Raw genomic sequence first — 24,029 nt, 5'->3', positions numbered from 1 at the left:
AAACGAAGACAATGGAAAAGGTTGCCGGGAAGTGTTTGTGTGGTGATGTAGAATTTGAAGTTACGCTGGAAAACTATAACGTATCGGCCTGTCAGTGTTCGATGTGTCGCCGCTGGTCCGGTGGTATATTCCTCTCACTCGAAGCTAACAATACGCTTTCAATCAAAAAACCGACCGGATTGAAACTCTACCAATCTTCAGACTGGGGAAAACGCGGTTTTTGTCAGAACTGCGGGACCTCATTATTCTGGCAAACCACTGACGGTCAACAGACTTACGTATCCTATTCATCACTAGAACTCAGCGACGAAGAAAAAGAAAAATTAAAGCTGGCCGCTGAAATATTTGTTGATAGCCAACCTAAGTTCTATTGCTTTAGCAATCAAACCAAAAGGCTCACCGGTGAAGAGCTAATGAAGTTCATCGCGGAAAATACGCCAAGTTGAGATTTAAAACAGAAGATTAAAAAAGGCCGGGCGTAAGAAATGACGCCCGGCCTTTTTCTATTCAATAAAACCGAATCAAATAACCCGAGAGAACTGCTGTCTGCGGGCCTGTTGACGTAAATAAACATCGAAACACATGCAGATATTACGAATCAGTAATCGTCCCTTACCGGTAACGTAGATACCTTTGTCATTAATTGTCACCAGACCATCTTTTGCCAGCGGTGCCAGCAGTTTCATATCTTCGGCAAAATATTCAGCAAAATTAACGTTATGATCTTTTTCTATTGCGGCATATTCCAACTGGAAATTACAGATCAGGGTTTTAATTACGTCCCGGCGCAGGCAGTCATCATCGGTCATGGTGATGCCTTTCCATAAGCCATTACCCTTCTCAGCGACGCTGGCATAGTATGCTTTTAAATCTTTCTGATTTTGAGCATAGTTATCACCAATCATGCTGATGGACGAAACGCCCATTCCCAGTAAATCGCTATCGCCGTGAGTTGTGTAGCCTTGGAAATTGCGGTGTAAATGACCTTCACGTTGAGCAATTGCCAGTTCATCATCCGGGCGGGCAAAGTGGTCCATACCAATAAATTGATAACCATCGTTGGTCAGAGATGTAATGGTTTCCTGCAAAATATCCAGCTTCTCATTGGCCGAAGGTAAATCGTGATCTTTAATCTTAATTTGGGCGGCAAAGCGGCTTGGCAAGTGCGCATAGTTAAATACGCTCAGGCGGTCTGGCGCTAGCTCGGCTACGCGCTTGAGCGTAAAGGCAAAGCTTTCTGGCGTTTGTTTTGGCAGACCATAAATTAAATCGATATTGGTTGAACTGAAGCCCAGCGCTTTAGCCCGGTTGATCAGAGCAAAAATAAACTCTTCATCCTGCTCACGGTTTACCAACTTCTGAACTTCTTTATTAAAGTCCTGCACGCCCATGCTCATGCGATTGAAGCCTTCAGACTTGAGGTGGTCAAGAATATCCAGCTCAATTTCACGCGGGTCAATCTCAATAGAGACTTCAGCACTAGGTAAAAAATTAAAATGCTGGCGTAGCATTCCGTTCAGACGACTAATTTGCTCTTTATTCAAATAAGTCGGTGTGCCGCCGCCCCAGTGCATTTGAGAAACCTGACGGTCAGCAAACAGCGGTGCACGGTGCTTGATTTCCTGTTCCAAAACATCGAGATATTGTTCGACCTTTTGCCCTTGGCGGGTAACGATCTTATTACAGCCGCAGAAGTAGCAAAGCTTGTGACAAAACGGAATATGGATATAAAGTGAAAGAGGACGTGACGGATAGCGCTGAACCGAGGCCTGAAAATCATTTTCAGTATATTGCTCACTAAACTCAAGCGCAGTCGGGTAAGAGGTATATCTCGGCCCGGAATAGTTATATTTCTGAATTAGGGCCAGATCCCAATCAATCAATTGCTCAGACATTATTGCTCACTCCGTTTATTTCTATGTCTCCCCGACTTTCTTTTAAAATCTTTCATTGTTTTACGGGGTGCTTTGGCCGAACGCCAACGTCGCTTAAGTTGGCTCAGCCATAACAGTCTACCTAATAACCGGATGAGATAACATGCAAGCAGCAAACTAACCAGCAGTAATATCCAGCCCATCAGCTAAATCACTCTTTAGAACTGCTTCTTTTCAGCAATTGAACGATGTCTTCTTTCTTCTCTTCTTCATCGTTTCCGTCAAGCAGATCGTCATCTTCATCACCTAAATCAATACCCAGCTCTGACATCAGTTCATCAATGCGATCGAGGGTATTATCAACGTAGGTTTGCTCTTCTGCCGTCAGGGTTTTCCCTTCATCAACGGCATCAAGCAGCTGATTCAGACGCTCATCCTGCTCTAAAAGCGCCAGCTCTTTTTCCGGGGACATTTTTGGTTGCTTTGGTTCTTTCGGTTTGGCGGCCTTCGCAACGACTGGTTTGTTGTTCTCAACAACTAAAGGAACCGGTGTTTTACTGCCAATACGAGGATCTTTTTGCTTAGCGCCAGCGTTGCCATTTTTATCAGAACCCGACTCAACGTTAGTACGGGCACCGGAAACGTTACCGCGGTGCTTTTTCTGACGTTTACGATCGCGAGCTTCGATATCTAAATCTGCACGACTTTTACGCTTTGGCTTATCATTTTTTTTACTGCCTTTAGGGGCATTTTGGGACTGCTTCATTGAGGTCTTCTCTTAAATGGAGATATTCAGTATAGAACTGCGTCGGAATCTAGCAGAAAGCGGAGAAAGAAAAAAGGCGACAGTTTAATCTGTCGCCTTAATCTCTAACCTGTATAGGAATTTTATTCCTAGTCTCATCCTTGTGAACAACCAACATCCCGGTTTTTCCGTCTGTTTTTACATCCAGTCCCTGGCGACAATCTTTATCTCACATCCTGGAGAAGATTTTCATCCTTGGTGCTATCCTTTGCCTTTGTTCTTCCTGAACTACGCTCCGCGTATCCTGATTTCCGTATCTGCGTTACAATCCTGTATCGCGTGACCTCATCCATTCAGGTCTTTCCTTTTATCTCTATTACGTCGTCCTGACGTTTCCTTGAGATTACACATCCTGTGTATTTGTATTCCGTCGCATCCCTTGCTTGATACGTACTTTACCCTGTAGAGGAGTTCAAACAAGTGACTTACAGGTAAAAATACTAGGTTTTTTTATGTAGGAAAAATAACTTAATGATAATAAACACTTTAAATTATAGGGTTGTTTGAAAAAGAGGAAATTGCCCTACGTTACTATAGTCAATGTCTCACACGCTTGGACTACAGAGCTTGGCCGTTAGGCACCTAAATCGAGATGATAAGAATAAATTCACCTATTCCCACCGCGAATAAGTATAATCAGCCCTTAAATTTATCCTTCGGAGACGGACGTTTTGACTCAGAAAAACTTTAATTATCACAAGACGCATTTCGTCACCAGCGCACCGGATATTACCCATCTGCCTGCTGATGAAGGCATTGAAGTGGCTTTTGCCGGCCGTTCTAACGCTGGTAAATCTAGTGCTCTAAATACTTTAACCAATCAAAAAAGCTTGGCCCGCACCAGTAAAACACCGGGGCGCACCCAGCTTATCAACCTGTTCCGGGTTGAAGATAACCTTCATTTAGTGGATTTACCGGGTTACGGCTACGCCGAAGTTCCTGAAGAAATGAAACGTAAATGGCAGCGTGCGTTGGGTGAATACCTGCAAAAGCGCAATTGTATTAAAGGATTGGTGGTATTAATGGATATCCGCCATCCGTTAAAAGAGTTAGACCAGCAGATGGTTCAGTGGGCTGTAGACGTTGAGCTCCCGGTACTGATACTGCTGACCAAGGCGGATAAACTGGCTTCCGGAGCCCGTAAGGCTCAACTGAATATGGTGCGTGAGGCAATATTACCTTTCCAGGGTGATATTCAGGTCGAAATATTCTCTTCTCTGAAAAAAATTGGCATTGATAAACTACGCCTCAAGCTGGATGAGTGGTTTAACTTACCTTTTGAGCTAGAAGATGACATGGCCGATGCCCCTGAAGAGTAATTCCCCTCATAAATCCTGACCTGCCAAGCTATTTTTTAGATAAAAAAACGCCCCATTCAAAAGAATGGGGCGGCTAATATAAAGCCAATCCTATTACAGGTTTGAAAATAGAACATCTTACCTCTGTACCCTACGCCGATAACTTTACCCCATTTCTTCGCGCTGTAAAAGAATTATTTGTAATATAATTACAAGGAAATATATCTAATATCGAGATATTACTCACAAAAAATCGCAACGCATGTAATTAACTTACGAAAAAATCAACGTAACTGGTTAGAAAACAAGCTGAAACCAGCCTCATAAATTAGCTAAAGTGATAACCCCTTAGTCGAAATACCTGAGCATGAAACCTGCTTTTCGTTTCCAACGTTCTTTTCCCCAACTCAGATGAGTTAACCGGCAACCTCTTTTAGCTGTATTCATTGGCGATATTGTCTAAGATTAATCAATCAATTAACGACTACAATCTTGGGATATAAATGGATATCAGTCACCGCGTTATTGCCCGTCTACATCAATGGATGTCAGAGGAACAGCAAAGACTGCTGCAAAAAATTACCGTCAGTGACAAAGCCGAGCAGATAGGTTTTATTAATGAGATTGAGACCGCGATTAAGCGCCTTGAACTGTGTGAGAAATATCAAATTTATGGCGGAGCAAAAATTCTTGTCATGCCTGAAGAGTACTCATCATCGGTCAGTTACTACCTGATAAGTGATAACGAATCGTCGAAGCCCGAAAATTGGACCATTTTAACCGATGAGCAAGGCTCTGACTTCGTTATGCAATCTGGCGATTTAGCCATTCGTCGTTAACTGTTTAAATAGGGTAAATGATGACGATAACAGCGGAAGAACAAACTCAGCTGACTCGCCTCACCCAGAAAGGTGAAGGACTACTTTGCGATCGATTAATCATATTTATGGCTGAAGCTTTAGAGCGCTGGGAGCAATTTATAGGTGAGCGACCTAAGCAATTTTCATTTGTACTGATGGGGTATAACCCACCGCCAAAGGTTGAATTTGCGAAGGGTGGTGAAATTAGTAACTTACTAACACAAATACCATCAGATCGTGAAAGGCGGATTTTCCATTCTTATCTAATATGGCATCGCCATCCGCTACTTTCTTCTTACCTTAATCCGTTTGAGCCAATAATAAACCTCATCCATCATCAGGGAACCTGGGAGCGCCCAGAAAATCATATATTACCCATTATTGATTATACCGGTCATTATGGCGCTATTTATCCGAATTACCGCTTACCTCATCAATAACCAACTTGTTTAGACTGAGTTTCAGCGCACCATCACCCCGGGTACTTCGATGTTCACGCTTAGGGTTATGCGCAGCACTTCGCCCCCCGATAGTGGCCGTTCTACGCCGCCCTAAATCATCGTCAATCACCAACTGGCAACGAAACGGGTCACCGTAACCAAACGATCTCGCGTGTAGTTTAGGATCATAAGCGACCTGAAATTCGATATTGATTAGCGCTTGAGTGACTTCTGCCATACTCAGACCATTATTGATAACCATCCGCTCAAACATCAACCTCGGATGGTCTAAGCATGAGACCAACTGCGAATGTGCCGGTTCAATCGTTCGATTAAGTAAGTCCAGATCAACGGTATATACCTGATGATTGAGCGCAAATCGGTGTAAAACACCCATAGCCCAATAACCGCTAATATCACTGTTTCTGCTGACAAAGTGCTCCAGTACATTACCCGCCACAACTTTTAGTCTTGTTCTTTTCATCACTCATTGCTCAGGTAGTAATTAATATAGCCAGAGAAACGAATTTTGCCGCAGCTGACGCCATCATCAATCAGTGATTGAATGATTTTCGCATCGGTCAGATGAGTTTCAAGTTGATGGCTTTGAACAAAACCGGCTAACCAATGGGCGTTAAAGCCATCAATTTCGCCGTTATCACCTAAATCAAAGTTGGTCACGGTGCCGTGCTCACACATCGAAATACCAAACCCATGCTTAAAACCGACAACGCCATTAGGTAGCTTAATCGGATGAGGAAGCTCAATACCAACCCATTCGCTATTAGTCACCGGCAGCGCAATCTGGCAGTAACTGGCAATTTGCCCGAAGCGTTGTTCTACCGAGCGCTGGAACAGTTGAATAATCCGCAGTAATTCATCATCCATAATGTCTCCCTAAATAACTAGAAGCGAATCTCAGCAGGTTGCCAGTTCTGATGCCGATAACCACGCCATCAGGTCCATAAAAACCGTAACATCACTAATTTGTTGCAGATAACGTAAATCGACTATTTTACCACTGGCTTTATGCCGGAAGAACTCCGCATCCCACAGCTCGGTCTCAATAAAACCCACTTTGGGATGATGCTTATAAAAGGAAAAAGCATTCAGATGCAGCCGAAAATACTTTAGCTTGGCATAGCAGAACTGATATTTACGGAACACGATTTCCATCATGCCGTTATTTTTAATAAATTGGTGGCTGAAATAGAGCCGCGCAGGAGTCTGATTCTTCACGGTGTGCCAGCGCTGCTCTGGGCTACTGATTAGCTTATATTTGTTTAAAAAACTGATTTTATCTTCTGATAAATCAGCCTGTAATACACGGTCTCGCTCGTCCTGTGTTAAGTTTGCATAATCCATTTTATTGACCTGCTATTTCATATTTTTTAGATACGTTTTAAACGAAAGGCTAACTCAAGAACCTGTTTTTTGCATTGTCATAATTTTTATTGAACCATCCCTACCAATAAAGTTATTTTTATCTCAACATATCAAAAAGTATTCAAGAGAAAACGTCATGGATGATATCGATCGGCAGTACACCCTAATCCGTCTGGACATCTATCGGGATGGTGGTTCATTAAGCATGACGTTTCTTAATCAAGCTCATCAAGAATGGACTCTGTTATTTCCGATCCACAGTCTCAATAACCTAAGAGATAAATACCTTACCTTCGATTTACCACAGCTCATTCGTTATATCACCATTGAACAAGTCAGCCCAGTAACAGGTTCAGTCTATGATTTAGCCGATAAATATACTGAAGAGACAGACTGGGCCACGGCGCGTGAAATTATTACCTTCGCTACCGTTTCTGATGAACTATTCACCCATTTTCCACGCTGGATTTATCAGGATATGACGATAATTGCTAAAAATGAAGGCAAAATATTGAACAAACTAAGCGCGAAGAAAATGAAGTCGTTAACCGAAGATAAGATAACCGTTTATTGGCACAAAACCCGGGTTGGAACAGTTATCAACCCGACATTTGACTTCCCCCATTACTATGGGAAATGGTCTGTTTGGCCAGAACCGATAGGACACCAGTTTTTGGAAGCTCTGCGTTTTGCTCTGAGTGATGAAGGCGATGGCGGATTAGAGGTCTTGTATCAATATAATCAGAACGATAGCCTTTCTGAGGGCAGCATTGGCATTCATCCTGATGATAATGAAGGTTATATTGATATCAGGATCCGTTAACCGACGAGGTAAACCTGACTAGCAAAATGGCCTATCAATTTATCCATAGCGGGTTCCTTGATATCCTTCTTAATCGAAAGATTTAATCGCGGAACCCGCTTTTAGTAACTTATTTTCTTATCCCGAATTCAAGTTTGTTAGGGCTAGTGGGCTTCATCCCAATTCAGACCTGTACCAACATCCACTTTCAACGGAATAGCCAGTTCAACACACTGCTCCATCAACTGGCGGATTGTCTCACCCGACTGCTCTACCGCAGACTCATGAACCTCAAACACTAATTCATCGTGTACCTGCATAATCATCCTGACTAGCGGCTCATCCTGCTGAGACAACCAGCCATCAACGGCAATCATGGCTTTCTTAATGATATCTGCAGCTGTTCCCTGCATCGGGGCGTTGATAGCTGCACGTTCAGCACCTTTGCGACGCATTCCGTTACTGGATTTAATATCCGGCAGATATAAGCGACGCCCGAACAAGGTTTCGACATAGCCTTCCTCAGAAGCCTGAACTCGGGTGCGCTCCATATATTCCAGAACCCCCGGATAACGCTCAAAATAAAGATCCATATAACGCTGAGCTTCACCGCGTTGAATGCCTAGCTGTCGAGCAAGACCAAAAGCACTCATGCCATAAATCAGGCCAAAGTTAATGGCCTTAGCGCTGCGGCGCTGTTCGCCGGTTACCTGCTCAAGCGCAGTGCCAAATACTTCCGATGCGGTGGCTCTATGAATATCTTTGCCCTGAGCAAAAGCAGCCAATAAGCCTTTATCACCGGATAAATGAGCCATAATCCGTAACTCAATTTGTGAGTAGTCCGCAGCCAGAATAATGTGATTTTCAGGAGCAATAAACGCCTGACGAATTCTTCGCCCTTCGTCATTGCGCACCGGAATATTCTGCAGGTTAGGATCGCTGGACGACAAACGCCCCGTCGCCGTAACAGCCTGATGATACGAGGTATGCACACGGCCGGAAACCGCATTGACCATTAGAGGAAGTTTATCGGTATACGTTGTTTTTAACTTCGCCAGGCCTCGGTGCTCCAGAATAATCTTAGGCAACGGATAATCTAACGCCAGCTCAGCTAATACTTCTTCGTTGGTCGATGGTGCGCCCCCCGGCGTTTTTTTCAAAACCGGCAGTTTTTGCTTCTCATAAAAGATGGTCTGTAGTTGCTTAGGCGAAGAGAGATTAAAGGGTTCACCGGCTAACTCATGGGCCTGCGTTTCTAACTCTTGCAGGCGTTGGGCTAGCTCAACTGAATGCTTTTCCAGAATCTTACTGTCAATTAATACTCCGGTACGTTCAATCTTCGACAGGATAGGCACCAGAGGCATTTCAATTTCTTTAAATACCTTGGTCAGCCCTTCATGAGTCTGCAGCTGAGCCCACAACGTTTGGTGAAGTCGCAGAGTGACGTCAGCATCTTCTGCGGCGTAAGGACCGGCATCTTCAATCGATAGTTGATTAAACGTAAGCTTATTTTTACCCTTGCCCGCCAGCTCATCAAAGCTGATGGTCTTATGGCTGAGATAACGACTTGCTAAACTATCCATATCATGGCGGCCTGCAACGCTATCTAACACGTAGGACTCGAGCATAGTATCGAACTCTATGCCACGCAGCGTAATGCCATAGCGGGCCAGCATGCTCTGATCGAACTTCAGGTTCTGGCCAATTTTTAACAGGGTTTCACTTTCTAATAAGGGTTTTAGACTGGCAAGAACGTCTTCGCTACGTAGCTGATCCGGGGCACCGATATAATCATGGCCGAAGGGTACGTAAGCCGCTTTACCGGCCTCAATGGCAAAAGAAACGCCGACTAAGTTAGAACTCATGTAGTCCAGACCATCGGTCTCAGTGTCGAAAGCAAACTGGCCTGAATTTTTTAGCAGCGCCAGCCAGCGATCAAAATCGGCCTGTTCAAGAATAACTTCATAGTCTTCCTGAGACAGCGTGGCAGAAACCTCCGGTCCGGGAGCGAAAGGAATGACCGTTGCAGACGCCGGCGTTCTGGCCGTTGACGGTGACTTTTTACCATCCATAAAAGAGCCGGAATCCAGTTCTGCCAACCAACGCTTAAACTCATAGCGGCCGAATAATTCTTTTAATAGCTCAGTATCCGGTGAACGCAGGGCAAGCTGATCGTCAGTAATATCCAGCTCAACGTCGGTTTTAATCGTCGCCAGTTTATACGATAGGTAGGCAGCGTCTTTATGCTGTTCCAGCTTGGCGGACATGGTTTTTGCCCCGCGAAAGCTTAAATCAGCAATTTTATCCAGATTACTGTAAAGCGTGTCTAATCCACCCAACCCTTGCAGTAATGCCTGAGCCGTTTTCTCACCAACGCCGGGAACACCGGGAATATTATCCGAAGCGTCGCCCATCAGGGCAAGGAAATCGATGATTAATTCAGGTGGAACACCATACTTCTCACACACTTCATCCGGGCCAAGGATGGTGTTATTCATGGTATTGATCAGGGTAATCAGCGGGGTAACCAACTGGGCCATATCTTTATCGCCGGTACTGATCAAAACGTCCCGGCCCTGAGCCGCCGCATTTTTTGCCAGCGTACCGATAACATCATCGGCCTCAACGCCCGGAATCACTAATAGCGGGAGTCCCATTCCCTCAACCATTTGATGCAGAGGTTCAATTTGAACTCTCAAATCATCAGGCATCGGAGGACGATGGGATTTATATTCAGCGAATAACTCGTCGCGAAAAGTTTTTCCCTTTGCATCAAATACCACCACAATATGGCTAGGCTGGCACTGAGAGATCAGGCTACGCAGCATATTTAATACGCCATACATGGCACCTGTAGGGATGCCTTCACTATTCGTCAGCGGTGGAAATGCATGGAATGCACGATAAAGGTAGGAAGAACCATCAACAAGTACCAATGGATTTTTTGCAATCTGAGCCATAATTACGCTTCACTGTTAAATTCAGTCATGGTGATAAGAATGCCATAGCTGGAGCCAAGAGACGAATAGCTTCTTATCTTTTAACGATAACAACAGGAAAAAAGTCCATAAAGCTCCGTTAACTTCCTGTTGATAACTCTGTGCATAAAAATAAGTGGATATTGTACATTGATTGTCGAACGCCTTAATAAAGAAAAATTATACATATAAATCATTACGCTATACAAAGGCGTTGTCATGGAGCTGATAGATCATCCTGACGATCAACTGTGGATAGTTGATTTACCAGTGATTCATATCTGTCAAGAGCTATCAACATCTGCATTCGCGATTCACCAGATCATTTTGCGAAAAAGTGAGATCTCCGATGATTCATCTGGCCCGATAATTGATATACCAAAAATAATTCGAGTTACATCGTGACGGCAAGAGAATGGCAAATCTGTCTGGAACAGATTTGAACGCTGCTCGCAGCGGCCTCGCGAAGGTGAGGCCTATGGATGGGCCGAGTAATCCCGAATAGCTTATTATTTATATGCCTACCGAAGAAAGCTTATTATCGTTTTATCATTAAAATGGATATTAGAAATGGAGTCATAGAAAACGCATAAAAGGTTAATAGTCCCACTCTTAAATTGAGCGAGAATTTATTATATGCCTGCTTTCTGTTAGAATCGTGCTCGCCTTATAACTTCCTACATATTCATGCTCTTCGACACTTATAAAAAGCTATAAACATGTCAAAACTGTTTGCCCCAATTACATTTTTAATCACCACAATATTGACCATCATTTTTACTATGCTGTGTTCTATTCCTATGGTGTTCGCCGGAGTATTAAAGCTACTACTCCCGTTTAAGCCTATTCGCCGTGGTGTATCGTCATTCTGCAACTTTATGATGTGGTGTTGGTGCCTTTCTTTGGCCTTTATACTTAAAATCACTAACCGCATAACTTGGGATATTCAGGGCACAGACAACTTAAGTAAAAATAATTGGTATTTGTTAATCAGTAATCATAAGAGCTGGACGGATATAGTCGCTCTGTGTGTATTACTCCGCGATCGTATTCCAATGAATAAATACTTTCTGAAACAACAGTTGGCCTGGGTTCCTTTTATCGGCATTGCTTGTTGGGCATTAGATATGCCATTTATGCGCCGGTATTCTCGCTCTTATTTACTTAAGCACCCCGAACTTCGTGGTAAAGATATAGAAACTACCCGTCGCTCATGTAAAAAGTTTCGCGACCACCCGACGACTATTGTTAATTTTGTTGAAGGCTCACGCTTTACCGAACAAAAGAAAACAAAAAGTAAATCTCCCTATAGGAATTTACTTCCCCCCAAGTCAGCCGGTATTGCTTTAGCATTGAATGTATTAGGCTCCCAGTTTGATAAAATACTCAACGTGACGCTTTATTATCCGGACAATGAGCAACGCCCCTTTTTCGACCTACTGTCAGGCCAAATGAAGCGGATTGTGGTGAGAATTGAGACTCTGCCAGTTGATGAGAGTATTCGGGGAGATTATCTTAATGACAAGGCTTACAAGCGTCAATTTCAGCTCTGGTTACATGGTATCTGGCAAAGTAAAGACCAACTAATAGACCGGTTAAAGTCTGAATACCGTAAATAAATAATGCCCCGTTGAAAATAAGCGGGGCATTATTTTTTGCTATGATTACTTTTGATTAAGCAGATGTTTAACGGTCAGGCCAAACTCTTTAATAAAGCCTTCAACGCTTGATGCTTCAACGCCATCATTCTTAACCATGTACTTACCGTTAACCAGAACAGCCGGAACGCTATTCAATTGAACGTCAGCGGCTAGCTTACGCTGTTGGGCAGTCAGTGATTTAACAATGAAGCTATTCCATGAATTATCAAATTCTTCTGGTGTCACGCCCGCAGAGATAAATACCTGGCGAATATCATTCAGGTTTTGAATAGTACGCGTTTTCTGAATACCGTTGAAAATCAGCGGAGCAACTTTGTCCTGCACGCCTAATGTAATGGCAACAGCCCATGCCTGAGTCAGTTGAGGACCTAATTCACCGCCTAAAAAGTCAACGTGGTATTTCACCAGCTTGCCGCCTTCTGGCAGTTGCTTTTTAAATTCGTCACTCATGTGATAAACACTTTCGAAGTCATAGCAATGCGGGCAGAAGAAGGAGAAAAACTCCAGAACCTGAGGTTCTTCTGTTGCCGTTCTGTTCAGCGTTACATATTGTTTACCATCAGTATACGCAGATGCCGGTGCACTCCCGCCGGTGTTACTGTTGGCTTCAGCATTTGCCGGAGCCGCTGAATTGTTGGACCAGAAAAAATAACCACCGGCAGCAATCACAACACAAATAATGACAAGCCATACTTTCTTCATTAATAACACTCCGTAAAAATAATCAGTACATGGGCATAAGCTGTAGCGGCGGAGCCTGTAACAACTTAGCCTGTTCGGTAAATATTGATGGCTGTTTCTGCCAAAAATCCAAATCGGCAATCCATGGAAAGCTTTTTGGAAATGCCGGGTCGTCCCAACGACGGACCACCCAAGCAAGGTAATAAACCATTCGCATACAGCGCAGAGGCTCAATCAGTAGCAGCTCTTTCTGATCGAAATCAGCAAACTCACCGTATGCTTCAAGCAAGATATCCAACTGCATCAGTTGGTCTTGTCGACTCCCGTGTAGCAGCATCCACAAATCCTGAACAACCGGTCCGGTACGTGAATCGTCTAAGTCTACGAATATTGGGCCGTCACGCCACAAAATATTTCCCGGATGACAATCTCCGTGTAAACGCGATGGCGTCCAATCTGTATGCCAGTACTGTTCAACCGCCTTAATCAACACGTCCAAAGACGACAGCAGCGACGCTTTGACTTTTGCCGGAACCAGCGCGCTTTCAGCCAATATATGCCGAGGCTGATACAAATACTCATCCAGCCCAATGGTTGGTCTGGCGACAAAAGCGTGCTGCTTTCCTACGTGATGGATTCGCCCGAGAAAGCGCCCGACCCACTCTAGCTGGTCAAGACTATCAATCTCATATTGGCGGCCACCTACACTGGGAAAAACGGCAAACACAAATCCCTGATACTCGTGTAACGTCCGATGATTAATTCTCAGCGGTGCTACAGCCGGAATATCTGTATCAGACAACGCCCAAGAGAAATCGTGCTCTTCTTGTATCTGTTCATTGCTCCAGCGTTCCGGGCGATAGAACTTAGCCACGTAGCGTTTGCGGTCTTCATCCATAAACTGATAAACACGGTTCTCATAGCTATTCAGCGCCGTGAGTCCTGAATCGACGCGTAGCCCGACGCTTTCCAGTGCATCCAGAATCAGGTCAGGAACAAGTGAATGGAAAACAAACGCTGATGTACTGCTCATAAGATATTCATATCTTCATTTAACAAAAGAGCGCAATGGCTGGTATGCAACATTAATCAGTCCTTTAAAATGCCACGGGCGCGTAACAGGGCGGTTTTAAAGTCATCTTCATAATCTTTCTTCAGACCAGGAATAACGTCAGTAGTACCTGATTCACGCATCTTGAGATGATAAATCAAAACGTCATCGGTAAGTTCTGACAGAGGACCGGTAAAACCAGCTTCGGTAGCCAATTTTTGCAGAAACTGAACCAGATTAAGATCGGGATCTTTCTGCCAGGCTGGATGGATAAGCTCAATGAGTTCATTGACGCGATGGCATTTCATAACGTCTATTCCTTCAAATTTAATTAAAACACGGGAAAAGAGTCACAAGGTAGCAGGCTTGATAAGATTTTAATAGTCTGTTTATTTCATCATTCGAGCCATATTGATGGCTTCAATAAGTTTTACCCGATTCACTTTTGGGTTATTGCTGTCTAGCAAGCTTTGCCAAATATCAATTGCCTGCTGATATTGCGCATTCAAAAAGTGATCCGATGCCAGCAACATCAGCGCAGTGATATGTTTGGGGTCTAGGGTTAAGGCATCATTAAGCCATATTCTGGCCTGAGGCGTCATGCGCTGGCCGGCCTGATAATACAAGGTCGCGGCCTTAGCCGTCAGTAGCTCTGCATCCTGCCCTCTGATTTTTTCTGTCCGGTCAAAAGCAATCAGCGCATTATTAAATTCATTGCTATTAAGATAGCGCTGTCCGAGCATAAACCATGCATCACCGTCATTAGGGGCCTGTCTTATCCGTTGCTGAAGCTCGGTAATGACACGATCCTGTATTTGCTCGATATCCATTCCGGCAAAGGGATCCATGCGTTCCTGCTGGCTATATTGCGCTGATTCCGAGTATTGCCCGTACAGGCTGTAGCCCAACAGCGGGATCAGTAGCGCAACCAACGTCATGCTAGCAGGGATAAAGAGACTCTTTTTCACTGAATTATCGGTGCCAGGAACAGTAAGACTTTCCGGGGCTTCGAGCGGATTATCATTAACATCATGCAGTAGCCCGATAGAGATTTCCTGTTTTAGCTCATCAAGCAAAATCTTGTCTTTTTCATCAGCACTAAACTGTTTATCAGCCAGTGCAAGCTGGTTACGGTAAAGTGCAATATTGGTCTCTTTGCGGATATCCGTTGTCGCTGTTTTACCGCTGCGCAGCGCAGGCAGCCAAACGATCAGCAAAACAATGCCTATCATCAGCGCCACGCCGCACCAGAAAGCTATCACGGTTTTTTCTCCAGCAATTCTGCCAACTGGCTCTTTTGTTGTTCATTCAGCTGCGCGGCAGGGGAACGTGGCCGGCGTAAATAACGCCAGATAGCCAGCAGAGCAATCAGTAGTAAAATAAACGGGCTAAACCATAGCAACGCGGTTTGGGCATTCAATCGGGGCTTATATAGCACGAAGTCACCAAACCGGCTGGTCATAAAAGTCACAATTTCATCATTCGATTTACCTTCATCAACCATCCTATAAACCTCAAGGCGTAAATCACGCGCAATCGGCGAGGTTGATTCAACTAAATTCTGATTCTGGCACTGCGGGCAACGTAATTGTTTAGCTAAATTGACCGCCCTTTCCTGATTCTCAGCATTTTTAAACTGCCAGGTATCAACAATTTCAGCCCGCAGAGGCAGCACAATCATGAGTAATAAAATAAAACGGCATAGCTGACGTATCATTTTACTCCCTCCTGCATGATTGACTGAATTCTGGGTTGAAACTCTTTTTGCCAGATAGCCTGATTTAGCTCACCGGAATAGCGATAGCGAATAATTCCCTGGCGGTCGATGAGGTAGGTTTCTGGTGTGCCGTAAACCCCTAAGTCCAACGCCAGTTTGCCTTCAGGATCGTAAATAGAGCGAATATAAGGATTACCCAAACGGTCAAGTACATCCAGCGCAGCATTGCGCTCATCCCGGTAATTCAGGCCAAAGACCTGAAAATCCGGCTGCTCGTTAAGGCTAATCAAAAAAGGAAACTCAGATTTACACGACGGGCACCAACTTGCCCAAACGTTAAGTAGCGTAATCTGACCTTTGAAATCCTGTGGCGTAATGGTTGTATGCTGTTGAAGCAAATCATCGGCGATAAATGCGGGCAATGGCTTATCCTGCTGAGGAAGGGATAAATTATGCGGGTCTTGCTTTAGGCCAAAATATAGCCCGATGCCCAAAAGCATAACCAAAAACAGAGGTAAAAATAGCTTTAACCTGTTCATGATATTCCTCCGACAACAGAATTGCTGCTTCGCTTACTGCGCTTACTCCACAGCGCACACAGGCCGCCCAACATCATAAATAATCCGCCACCCCATACCCAACGGACAAAAGGCTTGTAGTGAAAACGCAGGGCATAGTAATCCCCGTCAACTTTTTCGCCCATAACAACATACAGGTCGCCAAATAATCCCCAGGAGATACCCGGTTCACTCATCATCATTGTTCGAACGGTATAATGGCGACGTTCCGGCATTAACTGTGTTATCGCTTTACCCTGAGATGAGACGCTAATAACTGCCTGTTCTGCGGTGTAATTAGGTCCGACAAGCAGTCTGGTTTCATCGTAGTGGAAAGTATATCCGCTCAACGAGCTCTCACTCCCCGGAATCATCTTGGCACCGACTTCCGTGGAGTAGTAACTTGATAATGTAATTCCTATTGCGGTTATCGCCACACCACTATGAGCCAACAACACACCAAGGCTTCTCAGGGTAATACGCTGAATAAATACCAGATTGCCCAAAATAACCCATAGCGAGAGAGCTATCGCCAATATCACCGTCGGATAAACCCGTTCAAACATCAGGCCGAACAAGACTCCGCCCAGAACCGCCAGCCCGGCTGGTATCATAATTTTCTTTAAGCTGGACGACGGTATACTTTTCCAACGGCTGAGGGTTGAAAAACCCATAACCAATAATATTAATAACGCAGGCGGTACGAAGGTGCTGTTGAAGTAAGGTGCACCGACTGAGATAGAACCTAGGCCAAAGGCGGTAAACAGCATCGGATAAAACGTCCCGATAAGGACAATCAACGTCACAATACTGAGTAATACATTGGCTAACAGTAAAAATACTTCACGCGAAAATAGATTAAACCGGATAGCTGAAGACTGGGTATTGGCTTTAAAAGCAAATAGGGTCAGCGCACCAATAATCGCGATGCCTAATAGCAGCAGCAACATGATTCCACGACCGGGGTCGACCGCAAAGGCATGAACGGAAGTCAGTACGCCGGAACGGACAATAAAGGTACCCAGCAGGCTGAGAGCAAAGGTAAAAATGGAGAGCAATAGACTCCAGTAACTGAAAGCACCACGCTGTTCAGTAACAACCAGTGCGTGCAATAACGCCGTGCCTAGCAGCCATGGCATTAAAGAGGCATTCTCAACCGGATCCCAGAACCACCATCCTCCCCAGCCCAGCTCATAATAAGCCCACCATGAACCGAGAATAATACCGCCGGTTAAACAAATCCATGCGCCCAGTGCCCAGGGACGACTCCAGTGGGCAACGGCCGCATCCATTTTTCCGCTGAGTAATGCCGCAATGGCAAAGGCGAAATTAACCGCAAAACCGACATAGCCCAGGTACAGTAAAGGAGGGTGAAAGATCAGCCCGATATCCTGCAACATCGGATTGAGGTCGCGACCTTCCAACGGAGAAGGAAAAATGCGCTCAAAGGGATTAGATAGCAGTAAGATAAACAGGCAAAAGCCAATCATAATAATGCCAAGTATTGCCAGTACCCGGGCATTAATCAGAATATCAACTTTTTTCCCCAGGGCGGCGACCAGAGCAGTCCAGACAGACAAGGAAAAGAGCCAAAACAGCATAGAGCCTTCATGTCCGCCCCATACTGCAGCCAGCTTAAAAAATAGTGGTAGTTGTGAATTGGAATGCTGGGCGACATACAGCACGGAAAAATCATCAGTGCCAAAACTGTAACCCAGTAATAAAATAGATAGGGTAGTAAACAGACAGACGCCATAGCTTAAAGGCATCGCATAGCGAATAAGTAACGTCCGCTGGCGGTAAATACCAACCAGCGGAACAATGCTTAATAAAGCTGAAAGTGCCAAAGCACACAGCAGGGATAGCAGCCCCAAATCAGGGATCATGCTATATCCTTAACGTTTAACATTCACTAGGCTACCGTCATCTGGCCGGCATACAGTATAAAAAACCGTAGCAGTAGTACGCCGGATAATCCCATACAAGATACCGCTATTATATAGCCTTTACTGTGCTGAATGCTCTTACTGCATACAATACCCATTATCAGTGGCAGTAAAATACCCAGCCCGATAACGCCAAACCAGAATACGTTAGACCAGAACCCGCCGCCAACAGCGGCGATTGCCGCAACTTCTTTCTGCCCGCCGCCAAAGAATAGGCCGACAAACAGTGCTAGTAGCAGAAACAGTTCGAACAGAACAACCGGTTTTTCAATCTGGTGGACAAAATGAACTGACGGGCTATCGACAGGTTGCTTGAAGCCAACAATCCCGAAAAGCACAGCAGCCGCAGCACCAGATGATACCCCTGAGAATAAGAACAATACCGGAAGAACCGGATTATTCAACATCGGGTAAGTCTTAAGCGCAGACAGCAGGAAGCCGGTATAGGCCCCCAATGCGACGGCAAGAAAGACCATCAATGGCTCGAGCATTTTTTCAAAGCGAACAAGCTTGGCTAAAATTCCGTTAATCCAGCTAAGTGCTTTGAAGCGTTGCTCAATAAATACCGCGATCTCATTACGAAACAGTAATGCCAGCCAGACCAGAAGAACCACCATATAAACCTGAAACAGCATAACTCCAAGTGACATAACTGAAGTCGGACTATAGAAAATCATCAGGTACCAGAAGGTCCAAGGGCGGGTCAGGTGGAAAATCAGAATCGTCAGGCCTAAAATAACGGTCAAAGGGGCGATAATTGCCGTTGCTTTGATCACGCCATCTTTGCTTGCGTCATTACCTAAAACCCGGCGCTTAAGAAAAACAGCGATGGTTGCCATTCCTGCAGAAACGCCGATTAAGAAGAGGTAAATGGCGATCGGCCAGTCCCAAACCAGAGATTCAAAATGAAAAGCACTGCTCATCCTTTAATCTCCCCATGTTTGCTTGGAATACGATACATCTTAGGATCTGTACCTAAATGTACTTTTGAGCGATAAGTCGTTTTATTCGCGATTAATTTCACAATCTCGCTGTTCGGGTCGTCTAAGTTACCGAATGTCAGAGCCTTAGTTGGACAAGACTCCACGCAAGCCGGTAATTTCCCCTGCGCTAAGTTAGTATCGCGGCAGAAATTACATTTATCCGCGGTCTTCTTAACCGGGTGAATAAACCGCACACGGTATGGGCAGGCAGCAATACAGTACTGACAGCCTACGCAGCGATCCGGATTAACATCAACAATGCCCGTTGCTGCATCTTTATAAGACGCACCGGTCGGGCACACGTGTACGCAAGGTGGATTATCACAATGCTGACAAGAGTGACGATCGAACTGATATTTTGCCTCAGGAAACTCACCTATCGGGCCTGTACGGATGATATTTAGCCGTGACACACCTTCAGGAACTTTATTCACCTCCCGGCAAGCATCCATGCACGCAGTACAACCTATACAACGAGTCTCGTCATATACCATGCCATAACGAATACCATTAATAGACATGGTTTGTGCCAACGTGCCGCTAACCGGGCCGGTCATAAAGATTACTGCTCCCATACCGGCAATAAAATGACGGCGTGAGCAACTCATGGGGTTTCCTTATCTTTTTGCTGTTTGGTATGACAATCTACACACAGCTTAATCTGACCTTTATTGTCTAACCCTTGTACCGGATCGACCGGTGGGTGTAACTGGTGACAGCTGGCGCACGATGTCTTAAGGATATGAACGTCATGAGCCCACAGTGCAGTGCGCAGTTTTTCCGGCTGATGACAGGTCATGCAAACCTGATTTTGTTTATCAACTGGGAAGGTATCTTTATTGAAACGCATAGCATCAGGCACGCCATTACGGTGCTCTGGTGATATCTTCCCATGACAGTTAGTACAGGTTACTGGTAATAAGTTATTAGGATTCGTTGCCTTGGCGTGAGCGCCATGCATCTGATCTTTATTCTCTTTGTGACACTGAGTACAGGCATAATCAGGATTACGCTGTAATTCCACTTTGTACTCGGACGATGCTTCTGTTTTCTGCTCCGGCGCCTGCGCGGCTGACAACGGCATGGCCGTCAGCACAAGCATTGATACCAGCATCAACAGTCCGCCCTTAAATAATGAACGTAAACTGCCCATGATAATTCCACCTTAATAGGGCCCCGTGATTCCGGGGCCGATAACTTTATTTGCTTAACAAGCGCCCTTCTTTTCTGGCATTTGCATCCCATTCAACCGGTCTGGTTTTCAAGAATTCTTGTTTATCGCTCTCAAGTTTTTGCATATCCATGCCTAATGCTTTTTGTGCATTAGCTTTAGTGGAAAGATCCGGTAACGCGATTTCGTGAGTAATACCTTTTGTCGCTAACAGGCGGGCTAATTTAGTACGTGCATCAGCCGCTTTATCTAATGCAGTACCCAGAGTTTTCAATGCCACTTCAGGTGCATGCATATGAATACCATGGGAAGCAATAGAGTAATCCCAGCGCCATTGAGCATGACGAATATCGGTCAGAATTGGCTTCATCTCTTCTTCGGTAGCGCCGGCATCCCATGCAGCTTTCGCTTCGAAGTGAGCGTGAACTAACTGACTTTCAGTTTTCTTCTTAAGTTCTTTAACCGCTTCTTTTCTGCTAGCAACGATATCCTGTAGCTCTTGCTTACTTTGGGTATGGCAACTGGCACAGGTTTCGTTGAAACGATCAAATGGATTACCAATTTTATGGTCGGTATAAACTTTGCCTTCCGCGTTTTGCACTTTAGGCATATGACAGTCAATACAGGTCACGTTGTTTTTACCGTGAATACCCTGACTCCAAGTCTCATATTCAGGATGTTGAGCTTTCAGCATCGGAGCTTTAGAGAGCTGATGAACCCAATCGGAGAAAGCGATATTGTCGTAATACTCTTCCATCTTCTCAACGGTCATCCCCTTATCCCAAGGGAACTTAACCGCTTTATTTTTGCCATCAAAATAGTATTCAACGTGGCAGTTACTACAAACCATAGACTGTTGATCTAAACGACTGGCTTTATCGAATGGCTTACCGATAGTCTCTAATGCACGCTCGGTATAAGGGCGTGACATATAGAGAGCGGGTTTACCTTCCGCAAACTCTTTAGATGCGGTGTCATGACAGTCGCCACAGCCAATCGGGTTAACAACTTGCGCACCGCCTTTTGACCACATACCTTCAAAATAAGCCGCTTCACCGCCTTCATCAATTAGTCTGGCGACATCAGGGCTTTTACAGCTCCAACAGGCCATAGGTAATGGACCATCAGTGTCTTTTACTGGTGCTCCGGTACGAAGAGATTCACGAATATCTGTAATGGCGTAGAAGTGACCACGCGCTTTTTTATAGTCTTTTGCAAAAGGGTAACCCGCCCAAAGAATAACCATGTCAGGGAATTCATCGAGACCGCCACCCAATTTGTCTTGCTCACTGGTTGCTTTCCATGACTCGTATTGATTTGCATGATCCTTTGCAAAAACCTCATTACGAGCCTCTACATCTGACTTAGCTACCGCAATATTGCTTACCAGAAATGATGCAAACAATATCAGTAAAGTAGCTGATAACCTTGCCTTAATCTTGCCCACCATAAGTACTCCCATTTATTATAAATTCGGCGTTCATTGAGCCGATTAGTAAGATATATATCTTTATGTGCCTATTCCTGTGCACTAAAAAATTACTACTAAAGTAGTATTTTATTTATCACATTAAATATAACGAATTCTGGAGTAATTAAATATTTGTCTAAATGTTGATTGTTTTAGATCAATGAATATGGGCGATAATTTTTAATTTCTTGATAGGGTTCAAATAATATATTCATCTATTGTTTTCAAATACCTATAACGAGTTATATAAATTAAATAACCATTTATAGGTATTTAATTAGTGGGTAAACAACATATAACCATAATGGGTTATATAAAAATAATATCAATTTTCGAAAATATTCCATATGAATATTAGTCACTGTCCATAATATAAAATGATTCTCAATTACATTTAAACTAGCCTACGCAAATTTTCAATCATCAATAAAGCAGGCCATCTGCTAACAATAACGTTAGAATAGCGACTACTATTGCATTATAGGGGAACAGAAATGCCAATACCTCCACTTACCGGAGCGATACTCTCAGGCGGGCAAGCAACGCGTATGGGCGGTACAGACAAAGGTCTGGTTAAAGTTAATGGGGTTCCCTTATACCAGCACGTACTCGCGCGACTCAGACCGCAGGTTAGTCACATTATTATTAGCGCTAACCGCAATATTGAAGAGTATCAAAAGAGTGGCTATCCGGTTTTTTCCGACTCAATGGATGGCTTTAATGGCCCATTAGCCGGAATTCTTACCGCATTAGAAAACAGTAACACCGATTGGGTTCTTTTCTCACCTTGTGATACACCACTGATACCTGATGATCTTGCAGACAGGCTATGGAATAACCGAGGCAATCAGCTCGCCGCCTATGCGGATGATGGTCACAGAGCTCATCCGACGCTGGCACTATTACACACCGACTTAATAACGCCATTACGTCGCTATTTACTCGGTGGCGATCGCAAGCTAATGATCTTTCTCTCCCAACAAAAGGCAACGCCGGTAGATTTTCAAAACTCGCCAGATGCGTTCAGAAATATCAACACCTTAGACGAATGTAATAACTGGAACGAGCAGAAATAATATGAAAATAACTAATAATCAGATACCTTTATTAGCTATTACCGCCTATAGCGGTACCGGAAAAACCACGCTGCTCAAAAAACTCATTCCTGAGTTATTTTCTATGGGTATACGCTGCGGGCTAATCAAACATTCCCACCATAATATGGATATCGATAAGCCGGGAAAAGATAGCTATGAACTGCGTAAAGCGGGGGCAACTCAAACCATAGTAGCCTGCGATCAACGCTGGGCGCTAATGACCGAAACACCCGATAACGCAGTAAATCTATCAGGGTTAATTACTCAATTTAATCCTGATCTTATAGATTTAGTGTTAATTGAAGGCTTTAAGCATGAACCGGTAAACAAGATAGCCTTATTTCGATCCAGCATAGCGAAACCCTTTGAGGGATTAATTGATCAGTATGTTATTGCATTAGCTACGGATGACGATATAGAACTTAATATTCCAAAACTCGATATTAATAATCCGGCGGTAATAGCAAAATTTATTCAGACATGGTTAAACAGTCAGAAAATAGAAAAATATTAAGATACAAGTTAAGCCAGGCCGGTGAAATAAATGACTTTATTTTTAGTATGCTAACCAAACAATGGAACGTTAGAGAGGAATAATTCTCTCAAGTACCATGTTCTTGATTTATATGCCCTGATAGCCGTCAGGGCTTTTTTATTAACGCGATATAAACATAGATGCGATACGTTGCCCAATGTGTTCCCAACATCGTCGTCCTACTCTGCCGAGACGCTTACCGACAAGCTTCAGACAAAACAAAAACCCCAGCTTACCCATTATTTAAAGCATACAGTTTACGCCGGGCTTCCCGCCCGCCACCCTTTGGGCCAATCCGATGCGCTGATAGATAAATTGAAAATTTCCCATAGAAAAAGCCCTCTGCTTTCGCAGAGGGCTTATCCATTTAATTAAAGCCTGGCAGTTTACGCCGGGCTTCCTGCCCGCCGCCCTTCGGGCCGTCGCAGGCGATGTTCAAATGTGTTCCCGACACATTTGTCCTACTCTGTCGAGACGCTTACCGACAAGCTACAGACAAAACAAAAAGGCTGGCAGTTCCCTACAATACTCGTATCATCCTGATACTCGCCCCGCCGGGGCCAGCGCAAGCGCTGTTCCAAATCGTTCCCGACGATTTGGTCGCATGTTACGCACCTGCGGTGCGTTCCCATGCTCGAATAGGGATTTTCCATATTCCATAAAAGCAAAAACCCCAGCTTACGCTGAGGGTTATTACTTTTAATTAAAGCCTGGCA

26 protein-coding genes are annotated in these 24,029 nt (G+C 44.4%); 8 read left to right on the top strand and 18 right to left on the bottom strand.

Annotated elements, in window-relative coordinates; genetic code table 11:
- Positions 1-11: 11 nt before the first annotated feature.
- Positions 12-446: a GFA family protein gene (locus YWE_RS0114145; protein WP_029095134.1), complete on the top strand. Its 435-nt coding sequence runs from the start codon at positions 12-14 to the stop codon at positions 444-446.
- A gap of 75 nt (positions 447-521) precedes the next feature.
- Here YWE_RS0114145 and hemN read toward each other — a convergent pair whose 3' ends face one another.
- Complete coding sequence (gene hemN / locus YWE_RS0114140; protein WP_029095133.1) at positions 522-1,895, bottom strand: oxygen-independent coproporphyrinogen III oxidase; 1,374 nt, start codon at positions 1,893-1,895, stop codon at positions 522-524.
- A gap of 190 nt (positions 1,896-2,085) precedes the next feature.
- Complete coding sequence (gene yihI / locus YWE_RS0114135) at positions 2,086-2,640, bottom strand: Der GTPase-activating protein YihI (RefSeq protein WP_029095132.1); 555 nt, start codon at positions 2,638-2,640, stop codon at positions 2,086-2,088.
- Positions 2,641-3,350: 710 nt separating this feature from the next.
- Between yihI and yihA the strand changes: the two genes are divergently transcribed.
- The 3 genes from yihA (at position 3,351) to YWE_RS0114115 (ending at position 5,277) form a co-directional block, all read left to right on the top strand.
- Complete coding sequence (gene yihA / locus YWE_RS0114125; RefSeq protein WP_029095131.1) at positions 3,351-3,998, top strand: ribosome biogenesis GTP-binding protein YihA/YsxC; 648 nt, start codon at positions 3,351-3,353, stop codon at positions 3,996-3,998.
- A gap of 482 nt (positions 3,999-4,480) precedes the next feature.
- Complete coding sequence (locus YWE_RS0114120) at positions 4,481-4,816, top strand: hypothetical protein (protein ID WP_029095130.1); 336 nt, start codon at positions 4,481-4,483, stop codon at positions 4,814-4,816.
- A 20-nt stretch (positions 4,817-4,836) separates the two neighbouring features.
- Positions 4,837-5,277 carry a hypothetical protein gene (locus YWE_RS0114115; protein WP_029095129.1) on the top strand — a complete coding sequence of 147 codons (441 nt, stop codon included), beginning with the start codon at positions 4,837-4,839 and terminating at the stop codon, positions 5,275-5,277.
- On the opposite strand, the gene YWE_RS0114110 is transcribed toward YWE_RS0114115, so the two are convergent.
- From YWE_RS0114110 to YWE_RS0114100, 3 genes are read right to left on the bottom strand one after another with little or no spacing between them, the layout of a single operon-like run.
- Positions 5,243-5,761, bottom strand: coding sequence for a hypothetical protein (locus YWE_RS0114110; RefSeq protein WP_029095128.1), 519 nt, complete (start codon positions 5,759-5,761; stop codon positions 5,243-5,245). The two genes, YWE_RS0114115 and YWE_RS0114110, sit on opposite strands and share 35 nt — an antisense overlap.
- Positions 5,761-6,165 carry a DUF6896 domain-containing protein gene (locus YWE_RS0114105; RefSeq protein ID WP_029095127.1) on the bottom strand — a complete coding sequence of 135 codons (405 nt, stop codon included), beginning with the start codon at positions 6,163-6,165 and terminating at the stop codon, positions 5,761-5,763. The genes YWE_RS0114110 and YWE_RS0114105 overlap by 1 nt, the downstream gene beginning before the upstream one ends.
- Positions 6,166-6,195: 30 nt before the next feature.
- Positions 6,196-6,642, bottom strand: coding sequence for a hypothetical protein (locus YWE_RS0114100; RefSeq protein WP_029095126.1), 447 nt, complete (start codon positions 6,640-6,642; stop codon positions 6,196-6,198).
- 157 nt (positions 6,643-6,799) lie between these two features.
- Between YWE_RS0114100 and YWE_RS0114095 the strand changes: the two genes are divergently transcribed.
- Entirely contained in the window at positions 6,800-7,486 is a 687-nt protein-coding gene (locus YWE_RS0114095) for a hypothetical protein (RefSeq protein ID WP_029095125.1), read from the top strand.
- 143 nt (positions 7,487-7,629) lie between these two features.
- On the opposite strand, the gene polA is transcribed toward YWE_RS0114095, so the two are convergent.
- The gene (polA, locus tag YWE_RS0114090; RefSeq protein ID WP_029095124.1) at positions 7,630-10,425 is read right to left on the bottom strand and encodes a DNA polymerase I; all 2,796 of its coding nucleotides are present in this window, start codon (positions 10,423-10,425) and stop codon (positions 7,630-7,632) included.
- Between the two features lie 737 nt (positions 10,426-11,162).
- Between polA and YWE_RS0114080 the strand changes: the two genes are divergently transcribed.
- The gene (locus tag YWE_RS0114080) at positions 11,163-12,062 is read left to right on the top strand and encodes a 1-acylglycerol-3-phosphate O-acyltransferase, YihG family (RefSeq protein ID WP_029095122.1); all 900 of its coding nucleotides are present in this window, start codon (positions 11,163-11,165) and stop codon (positions 12,060-12,062) included.
- Positions 12,063-12,107: 45 nt separating this feature from the next.
- Here the strand turns inward: YWE_RS0114080 and dsbA are convergent, their stop codons facing one another.
- From dsbA to nrfA, 11 genes are all read right to left on the bottom strand, one after another.
- Complete coding sequence (gene dsbA, locus YWE_RS27345) at positions 12,108-12,806, bottom strand: thiol:disulfide interchange protein DsbA (RefSeq protein WP_084167094.1); 699 nt, start codon at positions 12,804-12,806, stop codon at positions 12,108-12,110.
- A 22-nt stretch (positions 12,807-12,828) separates the two neighbouring features.
- Complete coding sequence (locus YWE_RS0114070; RefSeq protein WP_029095121.1) at positions 12,829-13,818, bottom strand: serine/threonine protein kinase; 990 nt, start codon at positions 13,816-13,818, stop codon at positions 12,829-12,831.
- Positions 13,819-13,874: 56 nt separating this feature from the next.
- Positions 13,875-14,144, bottom strand: coding sequence for a YihD family protein (locus YWE_RS0114065; RefSeq protein ID WP_029095120.1), 270 nt, complete (start codon positions 14,142-14,144; stop codon positions 13,875-13,877).
- Positions 14,145-14,225: 81 nt separating this feature from the next.
- Positions 14,226-15,098 carry a c-type cytochrome biogenesis protein CcmI gene (gene ccmI, locus YWE_RS0114060; protein ID WP_029095119.1) on the bottom strand — a complete coding sequence of 291 codons (873 nt, stop codon included), beginning with the start codon at positions 15,096-15,098 and terminating at the stop codon, positions 14,226-14,228.
- Positions 15,095-15,553 (bottom strand): heme lyase NrfEFG subunit NrfF, encoded by a 459-nt coding sequence (gene nrfF, locus YWE_RS0114055; protein WP_029095118.1) that lies wholly within the window; start codon positions 15,551-15,553, stop codon positions 15,095-15,097. Before nrfF ends, ccmI begins: the two co-directional genes overlap by 4 nt.
- Positions 15,550-16,092, bottom strand: a complete 543-nt coding sequence (locus YWE_RS0114050; RefSeq protein WP_029095117.1) for a DsbE family thiol:disulfide interchange protein — start codon at positions 16,090-16,092, stop codon at positions 15,550-15,552. Before YWE_RS0114050 ends, nrfF begins: the two co-directional genes overlap by 4 nt.
- On the bottom strand, positions 16,089-17,996 hold the full coding sequence (locus tag YWE_RS0114045; protein ID WP_029095116.1) for a heme lyase CcmF/NrfE family subunit: 1,908 nt from the start codon (positions 17,994-17,996) through the stop codon (positions 16,089-16,091). The genes YWE_RS0114050 and YWE_RS0114045 overlap by 4 nt, the downstream gene beginning before the upstream one ends.
- Before the next feature lie 26 nt (positions 17,997-18,022).
- The gene (nrfD, locus tag YWE_RS0114040) at positions 18,023-18,979 is read right to left on the bottom strand and encodes a cytochrome c nitrite reductase subunit NrfD (protein WP_029095115.1); all 957 of its coding nucleotides are present in this window, start codon (positions 18,977-18,979) and stop codon (positions 18,023-18,025) included.
- Positions 18,976-19,647, bottom strand: a complete 672-nt coding sequence (nrfC, locus tag YWE_RS0114035; RefSeq protein WP_029095114.1) for a cytochrome c nitrite reductase Fe-S protein — start codon at positions 19,645-19,647, stop codon at positions 18,976-18,978. The genes nrfD and nrfC overlap by 4 nt, the downstream gene beginning before the upstream one ends.
- The gene (nrfB, locus tag YWE_RS0114030) at positions 19,644-20,192 is read right to left on the bottom strand and encodes a cytochrome c nitrite reductase pentaheme subunit (RefSeq protein WP_029095113.1); all 549 of its coding nucleotides are present in this window, start codon (positions 20,190-20,192) and stop codon (positions 19,644-19,646) included. The genes nrfC and nrfB overlap by 4 nt, the downstream gene beginning before the upstream one ends.
- 46 nt (positions 20,193-20,238) lie before the next feature.
- On the bottom strand, positions 20,239-21,660 hold the full coding sequence (gene nrfA / locus YWE_RS0114025; protein ID WP_227659909.1) for an ammonia-forming nitrite reductase cytochrome c552 subunit: 1,422 nt from the start codon (positions 21,658-21,660) through the stop codon (positions 20,239-20,241).
- A gap of 515 nt (positions 21,661-22,175) precedes the next feature.
- Between nrfA and mobA the strand changes: the two genes are divergently transcribed.
- On the top strand, positions 22,176-22,757 hold the full coding sequence (gene mobA, locus YWE_RS0114020; RefSeq protein WP_029095111.1) for a molybdenum cofactor guanylyltransferase MobA: 582 nt from the start codon (positions 22,176-22,178) through the stop codon (positions 22,755-22,757).
- A 1-nt stretch (position 22,758) separates the two neighbouring features.
- The gene (gene mobB, locus YWE_RS0114015) at positions 22,759-23,292 is read left to right on the top strand and encodes a molybdopterin-guanine dinucleotide biosynthesis protein MobB (protein ID WP_036016124.1); all 534 of its coding nucleotides are present in this window, start codon (positions 22,759-22,761) and stop codon (positions 23,290-23,292) included.
- A gap of 482 nt (positions 23,293-23,774) precedes the next feature.
- On the opposite strand, the gene YWE_RS31215 is transcribed toward mobB, so the two are convergent.
- The coding region (locus YWE_RS31215) for a hypothetical protein (protein WP_211231014.1) at positions 23,775-24,029 on the bottom strand (255 nt) is incomplete at its 5' end.

The organism is Budvicia aquatica DSM 5075 = ATCC 35567 (assembly GCF_000427805.1).
In the GTDB taxonomy this organism is placed as follows: Bacteria; Pseudomonadota; Gammaproteobacteria; order Enterobacterales; family Enterobacteriaceae; genus Budvicia; species Budvicia aquatica.
This window is presented reverse-complemented; position numbering and strand designations above follow the sequence as displayed.